This is a genomic window from Curtobacterium sp. MCPF17_047 (assembly GCF_003234045.1).
In the GTDB taxonomy this organism is placed as follows: Bacteria; Actinomycetota; Actinomycetes; order Actinomycetales; family Microbacteriaceae; genus Curtobacterium.
In genome coordinates, this window is the sequence record NZ_QKSF01000005.1 from 1 (window position 1) to 13,280 (window position 13,280).

A 13,280-nucleotide genomic window follows, 5' to 3' on the forward strand; every position below is an offset into this window, starting at 1 on the left:
GGCCTGCCGAGACGCGGGCGGCCCCGCCTCGGCCTCACCCCGGGCCGCCCGCGTCTCGGCAGGCCGCGTCTCCGCAGGTCCGTCCCGCCGGTCCCGTCCCGAGGCCCGTCTCACGACCGGCCGCGTGCCTCCTCGATCTCGTGCAGGAGCGCCGTCAGGCGGTCCAGGTGCTCGGCCGTCACGTCCTGGTTCAGCGTCCGGGCCGCGTAGAGGCTGACCGGGCTGGTGCGCTCCGCCAGGGTGAACCGGAGTGCGGCGTCGATCGTCTCGGTGAGCTGGCTCGCCGGACCGGTCAGGTACGACGGGTCGATCTCGAAGTACTCCGCGATCGCCTGCAGCAGCCGCTCGTCCTCGACCACGTAGCGGTTGCCCAGGCGCATGTACTCCCAGCGCGACCGGCTGAGCTTGACGTCCCGGTCGGCCAGCCAGTCGCGGATCTTCGGGTACGTCACCGGGCCGCCGTCGGGAGCGGTGATGGTGCTGCAGAGCAGGTGCAGTTTGCGGGCGAGCTCGGCGCGCTGGGTCTGCTGCGCCTCGGTGAGCTTGTCGTGGTTCATGGCGTCGACTCGATCCGTTCCGGGTCTCGTTCGGTGTGCTCGTCGTCGGCCGGGACGTCGTCGTCGGGCAGGCTGAGTTCGTCGATCAGGGAGTCCGTCACGCCGGTCGTGGCGGCGACGCCCATCAGGTGGATGACCCCGCGTTCGTACCAGCGGGGCCGGAACTGGCGGAGGCGGATGTTGTCCTCGAGTTCCGCCCACCGCTGGTAGAGCGCCACCTCGGCCTCTTCTCCGCGGCTCCGGAACGCGTGGGCCCGACGGACGCTCCGCGGGTAGACGCTGAACTCCGGGTGCGCCTCCATCGCGCGATCGGTGATCGGCAGGCTGACCAGGAGCAGCAGGCGGCGCCACACCGGCACCACGACCGGGCGGGCGGCCGCGAACACGACCCCGACCGCGGTCAGGCTCGCCATCGACACCACGGCCAGTTCCCAGAGCGGGTCGACGGTGCCGACCATGGCGAAGTGCCGGTCGACGAACAGCCGCACCGCGCCGGCAGCCAGGCTCTCGGTGATCCAGGCGAGGTCGACGAGCGCGGCGATGCCGATCAGCCAGACGCCCCACCGCGTCGTCCACTCGCCGTAGAGGGGCAGCCCCCGGAACGCCACCGCGGCGACCTGCACGCCGTACAGTCCGACGCAGATCGGCAGCACCGCGGCGAACAGCTCGCGGGTCGGTTCGCCCGTGTACCGGCCGAGGAACGGGTCCGAGACGGCCCAGTCGCTCATCGCGAAGAGGACGACCTGCACGGCGACCGCCACCAGGACCAGTCCCCACGTCAGGCGTTCCCCGAGGGGTCGGCGCTCACCGTGCTCGGCGCGGATGACCATGACCTCGAGGCAGCCGAGCGCGACGACCACCGCGGACCGGTACACCAGGTTGGTGACGTTGTGCCCGCCGAGCAGACCGTCGACCCAGAGGTAGACGAACGGGGCCTGCAGCGTGCACCCCAGCGCCCAGACGAGCACCCCGGGGACGAGCATCGAGCGGGGCCCGGTCTGGTCGTCGGCGTCCGGGTGCGCCGGCAGCGGCTGGCGCACGTTCGGGGACAGCATCGACAGTGCTGCGAGGCCGACGGACACCACCGTCACCACGCTCGCCACGAAGACCCAGCCGTCCAGGACGTTCATCCGCCGAACACCCGCCCGAACCGCACGTCCCGGCCCCGTGCGCGGGCGTGCCGCATCACGCGGACACTGAGCTCCACGCCGACGAGCTCCGCCAGGCGTTCCTCGTCCTCCGAGAAGTCCGTGTGGCCGTAGAGGAACTGGAGGTCCGGTGTGTACTCCTGCTCGAGGGTCTCGCCGGACCGGACCACCCGGCGACCGGGCACGATGCCGTCGACCTTGTCCTGGACGAACCGCGCGAACCGCGGGTCGATGCCGTGCGACTCCGCCGGTCCGTCCGGGCTGATGAGCATGTGGCCGTGCTCGTGGTTGATGACGACGAGCTGCGTGCCGGAGGGCGCCGGCGGGTAGGACACGACCGCGGTCCCGTCGTCGTACCCGGCCCAGAGCCCGTGCACGTCCTGGTGCGCGAGTCCGCGGACCAACCGGTAGGTGACCTCCCGGCCGGTGACCTCCTGCACGAGGCGGCGGATCGCGGACATCGGGACCGCGCCCGGCAGCCCGTGGTCGTCGACGATCTGCACGGCGGTGTTGCGGCTCACGTCCCTCGACACGGATCCCGCTCCCCACTCCTGGCCCCCGGCGGGGCAGCCTGCACGCCCGACGCAGTCAGCGTAGCCGCTCGCATCGCCGCGAGGGCGGTCATGCCGGCGGTCGCCGGTAGGCTCTGGCCCCATGCAGGACACGGAACCCGATCAGCCCTGGGACGTCGTGGTCGTCGGAGCCGGCCCTGCCGGTGCCACCGCAGCCCGGCACGCAGCGCTCGGCGGCGCCCGCGTCCTGCTCCTCGACAAGGCGGTCTTCCCCCGGTACAAGACCTGCGGCGGCGGCATCATCGGGCAGTCCCGACGGCGACTCAACGACCGCGCCCTCGCGACCATCGAAGCGGACCTGCCCGAGGTCGGTTTCTCGCACCGCATGGGCCGCGTGACCCGGGTCCGCACCGAGGCGCCGTTCGTCGCGATGGTCGACCGGGAGCGGTTCGACCAGGCGAACGTCGACGCTGCGCAGGAGGCCGGGGTCGTCTTCCGCGACGGCGCCAACGTCCGCGCGCTCGCCGACGAGGACGGCCGCACCCGGCTGACGCTCTCCGACGGCGACGAACTGGTCGCGCGCGTCGTGATCGGCGCCGACGGCTCCGGCGGTCGGGTCGGACGGTACGTCGGCGCCGTGATGGCCGTCACGGACCTCGGACTCGAGGTCGAGGTCCCGCGTCGCCCCGAGGACGCCGCCACCGGTGTGCTCCTGGACTGGGGCCCCAACCCCGGCACGTACGCCTGGGTCTTCCCGAAGGCCGAGACCCTGACCGTCGGGGTCATCGAGCAGAAGGGCCACGCCGACCAGACCCGTCGGTACCTGGACGACTGGATCGAGCGCCTCGGCCTGCACCCGACCGACCAGGACCGCAGCAGCGGCCACCTCACCCAGTGGCGCACGGGCGACTCACCGCTCCGCAGCGGCACCGTCCTGCTCGCGGGCGAGACCGCGGGCCTCCTGGAGCCGTGGACGCGCGAGGGGATCTCGTTCGCCCTGCGGTCGGGCGAGTGGGCGGGGACCGCCGCTGCCGCGCACGTCGCCGGTGACCGCGCGGCGCTCGACCGCTACGAGTCGCAGGTGCGTGCGGAACTGGTCCCCGAGATCGACGCCGGGGCACAGCTGCTCCGTGTCTTCACGCGGTTCCCGGCCGGCTTCCACTTCCTCATCTCGAAGACGCCGTTCGGCCGCGGCTACTTCGTCCGGTTCTGCCGCGGCGAGACGACCCTCGCCCGGGCCTTCCGGCACCGCTGGGTGCGGAAGGTCACCGGCTGGCTCGGCTGACCACCGACCCACCGACCGGCCGGTCAGCCGGCCGGCCGGGCCGGCGAGGCGGCCGACCGGTCGGGTCCGGCTCAGACCTCGAGGTGGTCGACGAGTTCGTCCGCCAGGCCGGTGTAGGTCGCCGGGGTGAGGTTCGTCAGTCGGGCCTTCGCAGCATCGGAGACGTCGAGTCCGTTCACGAACGCCACGAGCTCCTGCCGCCCGATGCGCTTGCCCCGGGTGAGCTCCTTGAGCATCGCGTAGGGGTCCTCGATGTCCGACTGTCCGGCCGTGACCTCGGCGCGGATGACGGTCTGGATGGCCTCGGCCAGGACCTCCCAGTTGTGGTCGAGGTCCTCGGCCAAGCGGATCTCGTTCACCGCGATCTCGCCCAGACCACGGCGCAGGTTGTCGAGCGCGAGCAGCGAGTGCCCGAACGCGACGCCGATGTTGCGCTGGGTGGTGGAGTCGGTCAGGTCGCGCTGCAGACGGCTCGTGACGAGGGTCTCGGACAGCGTGGAGAACAGCGCCGAGGAGATCTCGAGGTTGGCCTCGGCGTTCTCGAACCGGATCGGGTTGATCTTGTGCGGCATCGTCGACGACCCGGTCGCGCCGGCGATCGGGATCTGCGTGAAGTACCCCATCGAGACGTAGGTCCACACGTCGGTCGCCAGGTTGTGCAGGACCCGGTTCGCGTGGCGCACCCGGTCGTACAGCTCGGCCTGCCAGTCGTGCGACTCGATCTGCGTCGTCAGCGGGTTCCACGTCAGACCGAGGCCCTCGACGAACTCGCGGGACAGCGCGGGCCAGTCGGCCTCCGGGTCCGCGGCGAGGTGCGCCGAGAACGTGCCGGTCGCACCGGAGAACTTGCCGAGGTACTCGCCCCGCTCGACCTGCGACAGGATCCGCTCGAGTCGGTAGACGACGACCGCGATCTCCTTGCCGAGCGTGGTCGGCGTCGCGGGCTGGCCGTGGGTGTGCGAGAGCATCGGCACGGCCCGGAGGCTCGTGGCCATCTCCCGCAGGCGCTCCACGACCGCGCGTGCGGACGGCAGCCAGACGTGCTCGACGGCGTCACGGACGGTCAGCGCGTAGGAGAGGTTGTTGACGTCCTCGCTGGTCGCGGCGAAGTGCGTCAGCTCGGCGACGGCGTCGAGGCCCAGGTCGCTGAGGCGACGACGGACGAAGTACTCGACCGCCTTGACGTCGTGGCGGGTGGTCGCCTCGATCTCGGCGAGCTCCGCGATCTGCTCCTGGCCGAAGTCGTCGACCAGGGCGCGGAGCGCGGCCTTGTCGTCGACGGACAGCGGGGAGGTGGTGAACATCGCGTGGTCGGTGAGGAACACGAGCCACTCGACCTCGACCCGGATCCGGGCACGGTTGAGGCCGGCTTCGGACAGGTGCTCGCCCACCGTGTGCACGATCGGGTAGTAGCGCCCGTCGAGCGGGCTGATCGGCTGCGGGGGAAGGGGGGTCATGGGGCTCCCTGGCGGACTGCCGGCTCGAGCTGGTGGAAGAGCGCCCGGCAGGCCCGTTCGACCGTGCTGAGCACCCGGTCGAACTCGTGTCGGTCCGCGTAGTACGGGTCCGGCACGTCGGCCTGCTGAGGCCAGGCGTCGTCGTACCGCAACAGGAGCGTCACCTTCGCGGCGTCGTCCATGGTGGGGGCCCACGAGCGCAGGATGCGTTCGTGGGAGCGGTCGAGTGCGACCACCAGGTCGAGGTCCGGGAACCGGTCCGGGTCGAACTGACGGGCGCGATGCCTGCTGCCATCGTATCCGCGTGCCGCGAGGGCTGCGATCGTGCGCTCGTCGGCGGGTTCGCCGACGTGCCAGTCCCCGGTGCCTGCGGACTCGACCACGAACCGGTCCGCCAAGCCGGCGTCGGCGGCCACCTGCGCGAAGACGATCTCGGCCATCGGGGACCGGCAGATGTTGCCGCTGCAGACGAAGGAGACACGGAAGGGCGACGGGGCGCCGGCGTCCATGGTCATGTGCACATCATGGCCCAGCCGGACGCCGGACGCGATGCCCGGCCACCAGGCGCGATGGCCGACCGGCCTCAGGCCCGACCGCGGCCGCCCAGGACCGGACGGGCGACCAGGCCGACGAGCCAGGCGAAGACCGCCAACACGAAGGCCCCGACGATGCCCCAGCCGAACGACTCCACCGACAGGCCGAAGCCCAGCCCGGTCGAGATCCCGGCGACGATGAGCAGCAGGACCGCGTTGACGACGAACGAGATCAGCCCGAGCGTCAGGACGTAGAGGGGGAACGCCACGATCCGGATCAGCGTGCCGATCACCGCGTTGACGATGCCGAACACCAGCGCGACGAGCAGGTACGTCAGGACGGTCTCGACGGGACCACCGTCCCCGAAGGAGTCGACGGCGACACCACTCACGAGGAGCGTGGTGAGCCAGAGGGCGACGGCGTTGACGATGAGCCGGACGAGGAACCGCATGGCCCCATGATGCCCGCCTTCCCCGCGAACAGGCCGCCGGTACGCTGGGGCGGTGACCGACCAGTCCGTGCCGACCGTGCACATCCGCCCCGAGATCGCCGTGCTGCCGCCCTACAAGCAGGGACGTCAGGCCGCGCCGGACGCCCTGAAGCTCTCGAGCAACGAGAACCCCTTCCCGCCGCTGGCCGGGGTGGTCGAGGCGGTGCAGGCGCAGACGGCCTTCAACCGCTACCCCGACGCCACCGCGCTCGCGGTCCGTGCGGTGCTCGCGAACCGGTTCGGCACCACCGTGGACGAGGTGCACGTCGCCCCGGGCAGCGTCGCGATCCTGCACGAGTTGGCGAAGGCGACCTCCGGCCCGGGCGACGAGGTCGTCTACGCCTGGCGGTCCTTCGAGGCGTACCCGGGTGTCGTCACCGTCGCCGGAGCCACGAGCGTGCAGGTCCCGAACCGTCCCGACGGCGGCCACGACCTCGACGCGATGGCGGCGGCGGTGACCGAGCGCACCCGCATGGTCATCGTGTGCACGCCGAACAACCCGACCGGCCCGATCGTCACCGGCGCGGAGTTCGGCGCGTTCATGGAGCGGGTGCCGACCTCGGTGCTCGTGGTCCTCGACGAGGCCTACGCCGAGTTCGTCACCGACGTCGACGCGGTCCGCGGGCCGGCACTGCTCGAGCGGTACCCGAACCTCGTGGTGCTCCGGACCTTCTCGAAGGCGTACGGACTCGCGGGCCTCCGGGTCGGGTACGCGCTCGGACCGGCATACGTCCTCGACGCCGTCCGTGCCTGCGCCATCCCGCTGTCCGTGACGGCGCAGGGCCAGGCGGCCGCGCTGGCCAGTCTCGAGCGCGAGGGCGAGCTGCTGGACCGCGTCGCCGAACTGGCCGAGCGCCGGGACCGGATCCGCGCGGGGCTGCTCGAACAGGGGTGGGACGTCCCGGCGGCGCAGGGCAACTTCGTCTGGCTGCCGACGGGTGAGCACACCGCCTTCGCCGCCGAGGCCTTCGAGCACGCCGGGCTGATCGTCCGGGCCTTCGCGCCCGAGGGCATCCGCATCTCGATCGGGGAGCACGAGGCTGTCGCAAAGCTCCTCGAAACCGCGAGTGCCGTTGTGGAACGTCTCACAACGACGGCTCCTGAGCGGCCGGTACGCTGACGGACATGTTGTTCCGCGCCGCGGCTCCTGCGACGACCCCCGTCCAGCTCCTCGATCCCGAGGGCCGGTTCGTGGAGACCGACGAGAACGCCGAACTCGCCGCCGTCGCCCGGGCCCTCCCCGATGAGACCCTGCTCGCCATGCACCGCCAGATGGTGCTCACCCGACGCTTCGACCACGCCGCCGGCAACCTGCAGCGCACCGGTCAGCTCGGACTCTGGGCGCCGAGTCACGGGCAAGAGGCTGCGCAGGTCGGCTCCGCGTTCGCGCTCCGCCCCCAGGACCACCTCTTCCCCTCGTACCGCGAGCACGCCGTCGTGATGCAGCGCGGGGTCGAGCCGATGGAGATCATCTCGCTCTTCCGTGGCCAGGCCCACGGCAACTGGGACCCGGACGCCCGCGGCAACACGCACATCTACACGCTCGTCATCGGCGCGCAGACCCTGCACGCCACCGGCTACGCCATGGGTCAGGCGCTCGACGGCGTCGTCGGCACCGGCGACCCGGACGTCGACGAGTGCTCGATCGTCTACTTCGGTGACGGCGCGACCAGCCAGGGCGACGTGAACGAGGCGTACGTGTTCGCCGCCTCGCACACCGCGCCGGTCGTCTTCTTCCTGCAGAACAACCACTGGGCGATCTCGGTGCCGGTCTCGGTGCAGTCCCCGACCCCGCTCGTCGACCGTCCGCGCGGCTTCGGCATCCCGAGCATCAAGGTCGACGGCAACGACGTGCTGGCCTCGTACGCGGCGAGTCTCGTCGCGACCGACCACGCCCGCAGCGGTCAGGGCCCGGCGTTCGTCGAGGCCGAGACCTACCGCATCGGTGCGCACACCAGCTCGGACGACCCGACGCGGTACCGCGGCGACGACGAGCTCGCCGGCTGGGTCGCCCGCGACCCGATCACCCGGTCCGAGGCGTACCTGCGCAGCAAGGGCGCCACTGACGCCCAGTTCGCCGAGTTCGACGCCGAGGGCGAGCAGATCGCCGCCGACATCCGGACCCGCACGAGTGCCCTCCAGGACCCGCCGATGGAGGCGATGTTCGACAACGTCTACCGTGAGCCGCACCCGCGCATCGACGAGCAGCGCGCATGGCTCCGGGACTACGAGGCCGGCCAGGACGCAGGAGCCCACGCATGAGCACCACCGAGCAGCTCTTCGACTACACGTTGCGTACGCACCCCGGTGCGGGCGAGGTCCCCGAGGACCCGACCCCGACCCTCCCGATGGCCAAGGCGCTGAACGCCGGCCTGGCGAAGGCGATGGAGGCGGACGACAAGGTCCTGCTGATGGGCGAGGACATCGGCCGTCTCGGCGGCGTCTTCCGCATCACCGAAGGTCTGCAGGACCGCTTCGGCGCCGACCGCGTCCGGGACACCCCGCTCGCCGAGTCCGGCATCGTCGGCACCGCGATCGGCCTGGCGCTGCGTGGCTACCGTCCCGTCATCGAGATCCAGTTCGACGGCTTCGTCTGGCCCGCCTTCAACCAGATCACCTCGCAGCTGGCGAAGATGGCGAACCGACTGCCGGCGCACATGTCGCTGCCGATCGTCATCCGGATCCCCTACGGCGGGCACATCGGCGCGATCGAGCACCACCAGGAGAGCCCGGAGACGTACTTCGCGCACACCCCGGGGCTGCGCGTGGTCAGCCCGAGCACCCCGAACGACGCCTACTGGATGATCCAGGAGGCCATCGCGTCGAAGGACCCGGTGGTCTTCTTCGAGCCGAAGTCGCGCTACTGGCCGAAGGGCCAGGTCGACCTGGTCGACGGCCACGTGCCGATGCACACGACCCGCGTCGCCCGCACCGGCACCGAGGTCACCCTCGTCGGCCACGGTGCGATGGTCGCGACGCTCATGCAGGCCGCCGACATCGCGGAGGCCGAGGGCACCAGCTGCGAGGTCGTCGACCTCCGATCGATCTCGCCGATCGACTGGGAGCCACTGCTCGCCTCGGTGCGCAAGACCGGACGCCTGGTCATCGCGCAGGAGGACTCGGGCTTCATCAGCGTCGGCAGCGAGATCGCCGCGACCGTCGCCGAGCGGGCGTTCTACACGCTGCAGGCCCCGCCGCTGCGGGTGTCCGGGTTCGACATCCCCTTCCCGCAGTCGAAGCTCGAGCACTTCCACCTGCCCGACGCCGACCGCGTCCTCGAGGCCGTCGACCGCGCCCTCGCCTACTGACCCGCACCACTCCCGTACGAACGAACCCTGCTGAAGGAGCCGACGTGGCCGTCGCCGAATTCCCCCTGCCCGACGTGGGGGAGGGCCTGACCGAGGCCGAGATCGTCCAGTGGCGCGTCGCCCCCGGTGACGAGATCGCCGTGGACCAGGTGCTCGTCGAGATCGAGACCGCGAAGTCGCTGGTCGAGCTGCCGTCGCCGTTCGCCGGCACCGTCACCGGCCTGCTCGTCGCCGAGGGCGACACGGTCGAGGTCGGCAGCCCGATCATCCGCGTCGAGTCCGACGCGGCCGCCGCCGGGCAGTCGGCGGACTCGGCCCCCGTCGCCGACACCGCCGCGTCCGCCCCGGCGCCGGCTCCGGTGGCGTCCGCTCCGCTGGCGCCCGCGCCGGTGGCCCCCGCGGCCGTGGCGCAGGCTCCGGTCCCCGCTCCGGCCGCTCCGATCCATGCCGCTCCGGCTCACGCCGCCGCGGCCCCGGCCCCGGCCCCGGCCCCGGCCCAGGTCGCCGTGGACGCCGGTGTCGTCGGCACCGACGAGGGCTCGGGCGCCGTGCTCGTCGGTTACGGCTCCGCCACCTCCGCACCCTCCCGCCGGAAGCCGGGCGCCCGCCGGGCCGCGGCCGCCGCTGCGGAGGCGTTCCGGGCCTCCAGTCGGGAAGTCGGACTCGAGTTCGTCACCGACGACGGCGAGGCGACCACGGCCGACGCCGTCGCGGCACAGGGGAGCCGGCCCGCGCGTCCCACGATGCCGAGCGCCTCGGCGCTGCAGGTGATGGCGAAGCCGCCGATCCGGAAGCTCGCGAAGGACCTCGGTGTCGACCTGACGATCGTCGTGCCGACCGGCCTCGCCGGCGAGGTCACGCGCGACGACGTCATCCGGCACGCCACGCAGGCCACCGTGTTCCGCAACATCGAGACGCCGGAGTGGGGCGACGTCCGCCAGGAGGCCATCCCGGTCAAGGGCGTCCGCAAGGCCATCGCCACCGCCATGACGACCTCGGCCTTCACGGCGCCGCACGTCTCGCTCTTCGTGGACGTCGACGCGACCCGCACGATGGAGTTCGTCAAGCGGCTCAAGGAGTCGCCGACGTTCGCCGGGGTCAAGGTCTCGCCGCTGCTCATCATGGCGCGCGCCGTCATCTGGGCCGTCCGCCGCAACCGGTCCGTGAACTCGTCCTGGACGGACCGCGAGATCATCGTCCACCACTTCGTGAACCTCGGCATCGCCGCGGCGACCCCGCGGGGGCTCATCGTGCCGAACATCAAGGACGCGCAGGACATGTCGCTGCTCGAGCTCGCGAAGGCGCTCGAGCAGATGACGCTGACCGCCCGCGACGGCAAGACGACGCCGGCGGACATGGCCGACGGAACGATCACCGTCACGAACATCGGCGTCTTCGGGATGGACACCGGCACCCCGATCCTCAACCCGGGTCAGGTCGCCATCGTCGCGATGGGCACCATCAAGCCGAAGCCGTGGGTCGTCGACGGGGACGTGCGCTCGCGCATGGTGACCACGATCGGTGCCTCGTTCGACCACCGTGTCGTCGACGGTGACGTGGCGTCGCGCTTCGTGCACGACGTCGCCTCGGTCATCGAGGAGCCCGCGCTCCTGCTCGACTGACGACGAGCGCTGCCCGACCGGGCCGGGCGACGCCGACGGATCGGTCCGGGTCGCGCGGTCTTGGTGTGCCGTTCACGCCGATGTCGGCGGAGCGGGGGATGATCAGCACATGGTCCACCAGCTGCTCGTGCCGCAGCAGGAGATCCGGACGGGTCGCCTGGTGCTCACGCCCGTGACGCCCGCGGACATCGACGCGGTCCACGAGCTCTTCTCGGACGCCCGGACCTGGACGCACCTCCCGGCCGGGCGGCACACCTCCCGCGCCGCGACGCAGGACCTGGTGCAGCGGAAGATCGGCGGGCGCGTCCGGCACGGGCTTGGCTCGTGGGCGATCCGAGCGGCCGACTCCGGTGTGTTCCTCGGCATCGGCGGTGTGGACCTCACCGCCGGCGGCGTCTGGAACCTCGGGTACCGCCTGGCCCCGGAGCACCACGGCCACGGCTACGCGACCGAGGTCGCCCGCGCCGCGGTGGACGCCGCACGCGAACTGCGCCCGGACGTCCCGGTGACCGCCCGGGTGCTCACGAACAACCCGGCTTCGTCTCGTGTGCTCGCCCGGGTGGGGCTGACCCAGGTCTGGCAGGGGCCGACACGGACGGCAGCGCCCGAGGGTGTCGAGTGCCAGGTGTGGAGCGACCGGACGCTGACGCCGGCGCAGCTGGACTGGCTCGTCGCGAACGCCTGACCGGCCCGGTGCAGAGCCTCCGCGGCGGTTGCACGCGCGGGTGCGGCCGGTACTGTGGGTGAACTGGTCATGTCCGCACAGGACCACTTGATCCACACGAGGAGTCCGCTTGCCGAGCCGCATCACCGAGGGTGCTGAACCGAAGCACCAGCAGCTGCGGCGGATCCTGCTCGACCAGATCACGACCCGCCTGGCACCGGGGGCCGCGATCCCCTCGGAGCGGCAGCTCATTGCCGAGTACGGCGTCTCGCGCATCACCGTGCGGGAGGCCCTGGGCCAGCTGGTGAACGAGGGACACCTCGAGCGCGTCCGCGGCAAGGGCACCTTCGTCGCGAACCGCCCGATGCAGTCGACCCTGCACCTGGCCTCCTTCACCGAGGAGATGCGCGCGATGGGGCACGTGCCGACGACGGTCGTGCTGATCCGGGAGGAACGCGTCCCGCCCGCCGCGACGGTCGCGGCCCTGCACCTCGGCGAGGGCGAGACCGCGCACCACCTCAAGCGACTGCGGATGGCCGACGGGGCACCGGTCTCGGTCGACGACGCCTGGCTCGCCGCGGACGTGTTCCCCGGTCTGCTCGACCACGACCTGTCCGGCTCGGTGTACTCGATCGCGGCCGAGGCGTACGGGCACCCGATCGACCGGGCGCAACAGACCGTGGCGGCCAACCCGGCGACCGACGACGTCGCGACCCTGCTCGGCACGAAGACCGGGGCGCCCCTGCTCGAGTTCGACCGGGTGTCGTACTCGGGGCCGCGGGCGGTCGAACACGCACGGAGCTGGTACCGCTCCGACCGCTACCGCGTGCAGATGGAGGTCACGGCCTCCCGGGCAGGGGTCTGACGCGGGACGGGCCGGGAGCGAGCGGGTGCTCACTCCCGGCCCGTCCGGTCGTCGGGGTCGGTCAGACCTCGAAGAGCGCGTCGCCCTCGGCCACGGTGGTGCCGACCGTGCCCTGCGGGACGGAGTCCGGCGTCGACCCGAGCACGACCACGGGGACGACGGGGGAGTACCCGGCCGCGGTGATGGCCGCGGGGGTGAAGCGCACGACGGGGTCGCCGGCGGCGACGGTGTCGCCCTCCGCTGCGAGGAGCGTGAAGCCCTCGCCCTTGAGCTTCACGGTGTCGATGCCGACGTGCACCAGGACGTCGGTGCCCGCGGCGCCCTGCAGCGCGAACGCGTGGGGGTGCAGCTTGACGATGGTGCCGTCGACCGGGGCGACCGCGGTGACCGGACCCTCGGCGCCGGTCGGGTCGACCGCGACACCGGCACCGACGAGCTGCTCGGCGAACACCGGGTCGGGAACGTCGGAGAGTCCGACGACCGGGCCGGCGAACGGCGTGCGGACGACCGTCACAGCTCGTCCTGGATGTCCTGCGCCAGGTTGTCCGCGATCGGCCCGACGATGACCTGCCAGCCGGTGCCGCCACCGACGACGGCCTGGGCGCCGGCGGCCTTCAGCGCGTCCTTGTCGACGAGGTCGCCGTCCTCGACCTCGACGCGGAGGCGGGTGATGCAGCCCTCGACCTCGTCGATGTTGTCGGTTCCGCCGAGTGCGGCGATGATGTCGGCAGCCTTGATGTCAGCCATCTGTTTCCTCCTCGTTACGGGTTCGCTCACAGGTTGACATGCAGTCCACGGTCATCGACACTACGAACTGGTCATGACCGGACAGGACCGG

15 protein-coding genes are annotated in these 13,280 nt (G+C 71.9%); 7 read left to right on the top strand and 8 right to left on the bottom strand.

What is annotated here, in order from left to right:
- Positions 1 to 110 precede the first annotated feature (110 nt).
- The 3 genes from DEJ33_RS06380 to DEJ33_RS06390 are packed head-to-tail and all read right to left on the bottom strand — an operon-like array spanning position 111 to position 2,226.
- Positions 111 to 557, bottom strand: coding sequence for a hypothetical protein (locus DEJ33_RS06380; RefSeq protein ID WP_111077377.1), 447 nt, complete (start codon positions 555 to 557; stop codon positions 111 to 113).
- Positions 554 to 1,687, bottom strand: a complete 1,134-nt coding sequence (locus tag DEJ33_RS06385) for a hypothetical protein (RefSeq protein WP_111194487.1) — start codon at positions 1,685 to 1,687, stop codon at positions 554 to 556. The genes DEJ33_RS06380 and DEJ33_RS06385 overlap by 4 nt, the downstream gene beginning before the upstream one ends.
- On the bottom strand, positions 1,684 to 2,226 hold the full coding sequence (locus tag DEJ33_RS06390; RefSeq protein WP_111194488.1) for a hypothetical protein: 543 nt from the start codon (positions 2,224 to 2,226) through the stop codon (positions 1,684 to 1,686). The genes DEJ33_RS06385 and DEJ33_RS06390 overlap by 4 nt, the downstream gene beginning before the upstream one ends.
- A 133-nt stretch (positions 2,227 to 2,359) precedes the next feature.
- On the opposite strand from DEJ33_RS06390, the gene DEJ33_RS06395 reads away from it, so the two are divergent.
- Positions 2,360 to 3,502, top strand: a complete 1,143-nt coding sequence (locus DEJ33_RS06395; protein ID WP_111194489.1) for a geranylgeranyl reductase family protein — start codon at positions 2,360 to 2,362, stop codon at positions 3,500 to 3,502.
- 71 nt (positions 3,503 to 3,573) lie between these two features.
- Here the strand turns inward: DEJ33_RS06395 and purB are convergent, their stop codons facing one another.
- The 3 genes from purB to DEJ33_RS06410 form a co-directional block, all read right to left on the bottom strand.
- Positions 3,574 to 4,959, bottom strand: coding sequence for an adenylosuccinate lyase (purB, locus tag DEJ33_RS06400; RefSeq protein WP_111077381.1), 1,386 nt, complete (start codon positions 4,957 to 4,959; stop codon positions 3,574 to 3,576).
- Positions 4,956 to 5,468 carry a low molecular weight protein-tyrosine-phosphatase gene (locus DEJ33_RS06405; protein WP_110905026.1) on the bottom strand — a complete coding sequence of 171 codons (513 nt, stop codon included), beginning with the start codon at positions 5,466 to 5,468 and terminating at the stop codon, positions 4,956 to 4,958. Before DEJ33_RS06405 ends, purB begins: the two co-directional genes overlap by 4 nt.
- A 74-nt stretch (positions 5,469 to 5,542) precedes the next feature.
- Entirely contained in the window at positions 5,543 to 5,944 is a 402-nt protein-coding gene (locus DEJ33_RS06410) for a phage holin family protein (protein ID WP_110904996.1), read from the bottom strand.
- A 52-nt stretch (positions 5,945 to 5,996) separates the two neighbouring features.
- Here DEJ33_RS06410 and DEJ33_RS06415 point away from each other — a divergent pair, with 52 nt between their 5' ends.
- From DEJ33_RS06415 to DEJ33_RS06440, 6 genes are all read left to right on the top strand, one after another.
- Positions 5,997 to 7,103 (top strand): histidinol-phosphate transaminase, encoded by a 1,107-nt coding sequence (locus DEJ33_RS06415; RefSeq protein ID WP_110904995.1) that lies wholly within the window; start codon positions 5,997 to 5,999, stop codon positions 7,101 to 7,103.
- 5 nt (positions 7,104 to 7,108) lie between these two features.
- Complete coding sequence (locus DEJ33_RS06420) at positions 7,109 to 8,245, top strand: thiamine pyrophosphate-dependent dehydrogenase E1 component subunit alpha (protein WP_111044576.1); 1,137 nt, start codon at positions 7,109 to 7,111, stop codon at positions 8,243 to 8,245.
- A gap of 86 nt (positions 8,246 to 8,331) precedes the next feature.
- Positions 8,332 to 9,291: an alpha-ketoacid dehydrogenase subunit beta gene (locus tag DEJ33_RS06425; RefSeq protein ID WP_110905025.1), complete on the top strand. Its 960-nt coding sequence runs from the start codon at positions 8,332 to 8,334 to the stop codon at positions 9,289 to 9,291.
- A 44-nt stretch (positions 9,292 to 9,335) separates the two neighbouring features.
- Positions 9,336 to 10,913, top strand: a complete 1,578-nt coding sequence (locus DEJ33_RS06430) for a dihydrolipoamide acetyltransferase family protein (protein WP_111194490.1) — start codon at positions 9,336 to 9,338, stop codon at positions 10,911 to 10,913.
- A 109-nt stretch (positions 10,914 to 11,022) separates the two neighbouring features.
- Entirely contained in the window at positions 11,023 to 11,598 is a 576-nt protein-coding gene (locus tag DEJ33_RS06435; protein WP_111077383.1) for a GNAT family N-acetyltransferase, read from the top strand.
- Between the two features lie 109 nt (positions 11,599 to 11,707).
- Positions 11,708 to 12,442 (top strand): GntR family transcriptional regulator, encoded by a 735-nt coding sequence (locus DEJ33_RS06440; RefSeq protein WP_111077384.1) that lies wholly within the window; start codon positions 11,708 to 11,710, stop codon positions 12,440 to 12,442.
- A gap of 61 nt (positions 12,443 to 12,503) precedes the next feature.
- On the opposite strand, the gene DEJ33_RS06445 is transcribed toward DEJ33_RS06440, so the two are convergent.
- A complete protein-coding gene (locus tag DEJ33_RS06445; RefSeq protein ID WP_111077385.1) occupies positions 12,504 to 12,956 on the bottom strand; it encodes a PTS glucose transporter subunit IIA in 453 nt (150 codons plus the stop codon).
- Entirely contained in the window at positions 12,953 to 13,189 is a 237-nt protein-coding gene (locus tag DEJ33_RS06450) for a glucose PTS transporter subunit EIIB (protein WP_110823137.1), read from the bottom strand. Before DEJ33_RS06450 ends, DEJ33_RS06445 begins: the two co-directional genes overlap by 4 nt.
- Positions 13,190 to 13,280: the final 91 nt, after the last annotated feature.

What these genes read in the sequence shown, in the direction of transcription:
- DEJ33_RS06395 (WP_111194489.1), top strand. Translation starts at nt 2,360, where the DNA reads ATGCAGGACACGGAACCCGATCAGCCCTGGGACGTCGTGGTCGTCGGA.
- DEJ33_RS06410 (WP_110904996.1), bottom strand. Translation starts at nt 5,944, where the DNA reads ATGCGGTTCCTCGTCCGGCTCATCGTCAACGCCGTCGCCCTCTGGCTC.
- purB (WP_111077381.1), bottom strand. Translation starts at nt 4,959, where the DNA reads ATGACCCCCCTTCCCCCGCAGCCGATCAGCCCGCTCGACGGGCGCTAC.
- DEJ33_RS06420 (WP_111044576.1), top strand. Translation starts at nt 7,109, where the DNA reads ATGTTGTTCCGCGCCGCGGCTCCTGCGACGACCCCCGTCCAGCTCCTC.
- DEJ33_RS06380 (WP_111077377.1), bottom strand. Translation starts at nt 557, where the DNA reads ATGAACCACGACAAGCTCACCGAGGCGCAGCAGACCCAGCGCGCCGAG.
- DEJ33_RS06405 (WP_110905026.1), bottom strand. Translation starts at nt 5,468, where the DNA reads ATGGACGCCGGCGCCCCGTCGCCCTTCCGTGTCTCCTTCGTCTGCAGC.
- DEJ33_RS06425 (WP_110905025.1), top strand. Translation starts at nt 8,332, where the DNA reads ATGGCCAAGGCGCTGAACGCCGGCCTGGCGAAGGCGATGGAGGCGGAC.
- DEJ33_RS06435 (WP_111077383.1), top strand. Translation starts at nt 11,023, where the DNA reads ATGGTCCACCAGCTGCTCGTGCCGCAGCAGGAGATCCGGACGGGTCGC.
- DEJ33_RS06450 (WP_110823137.1), bottom strand. Translation starts at nt 13,189, where the DNA reads ATGGCTGACATCAAGGCTGCCGACATCATCGCCGCACTCGGCGGAACC.
- DEJ33_RS06385 (WP_111194487.1), bottom strand. Translation starts at nt 1,687, where the DNA reads ATGAACGTCCTGGACGGCTGGGTCTTCGTGGCGAGCGTGGTGACGGTG.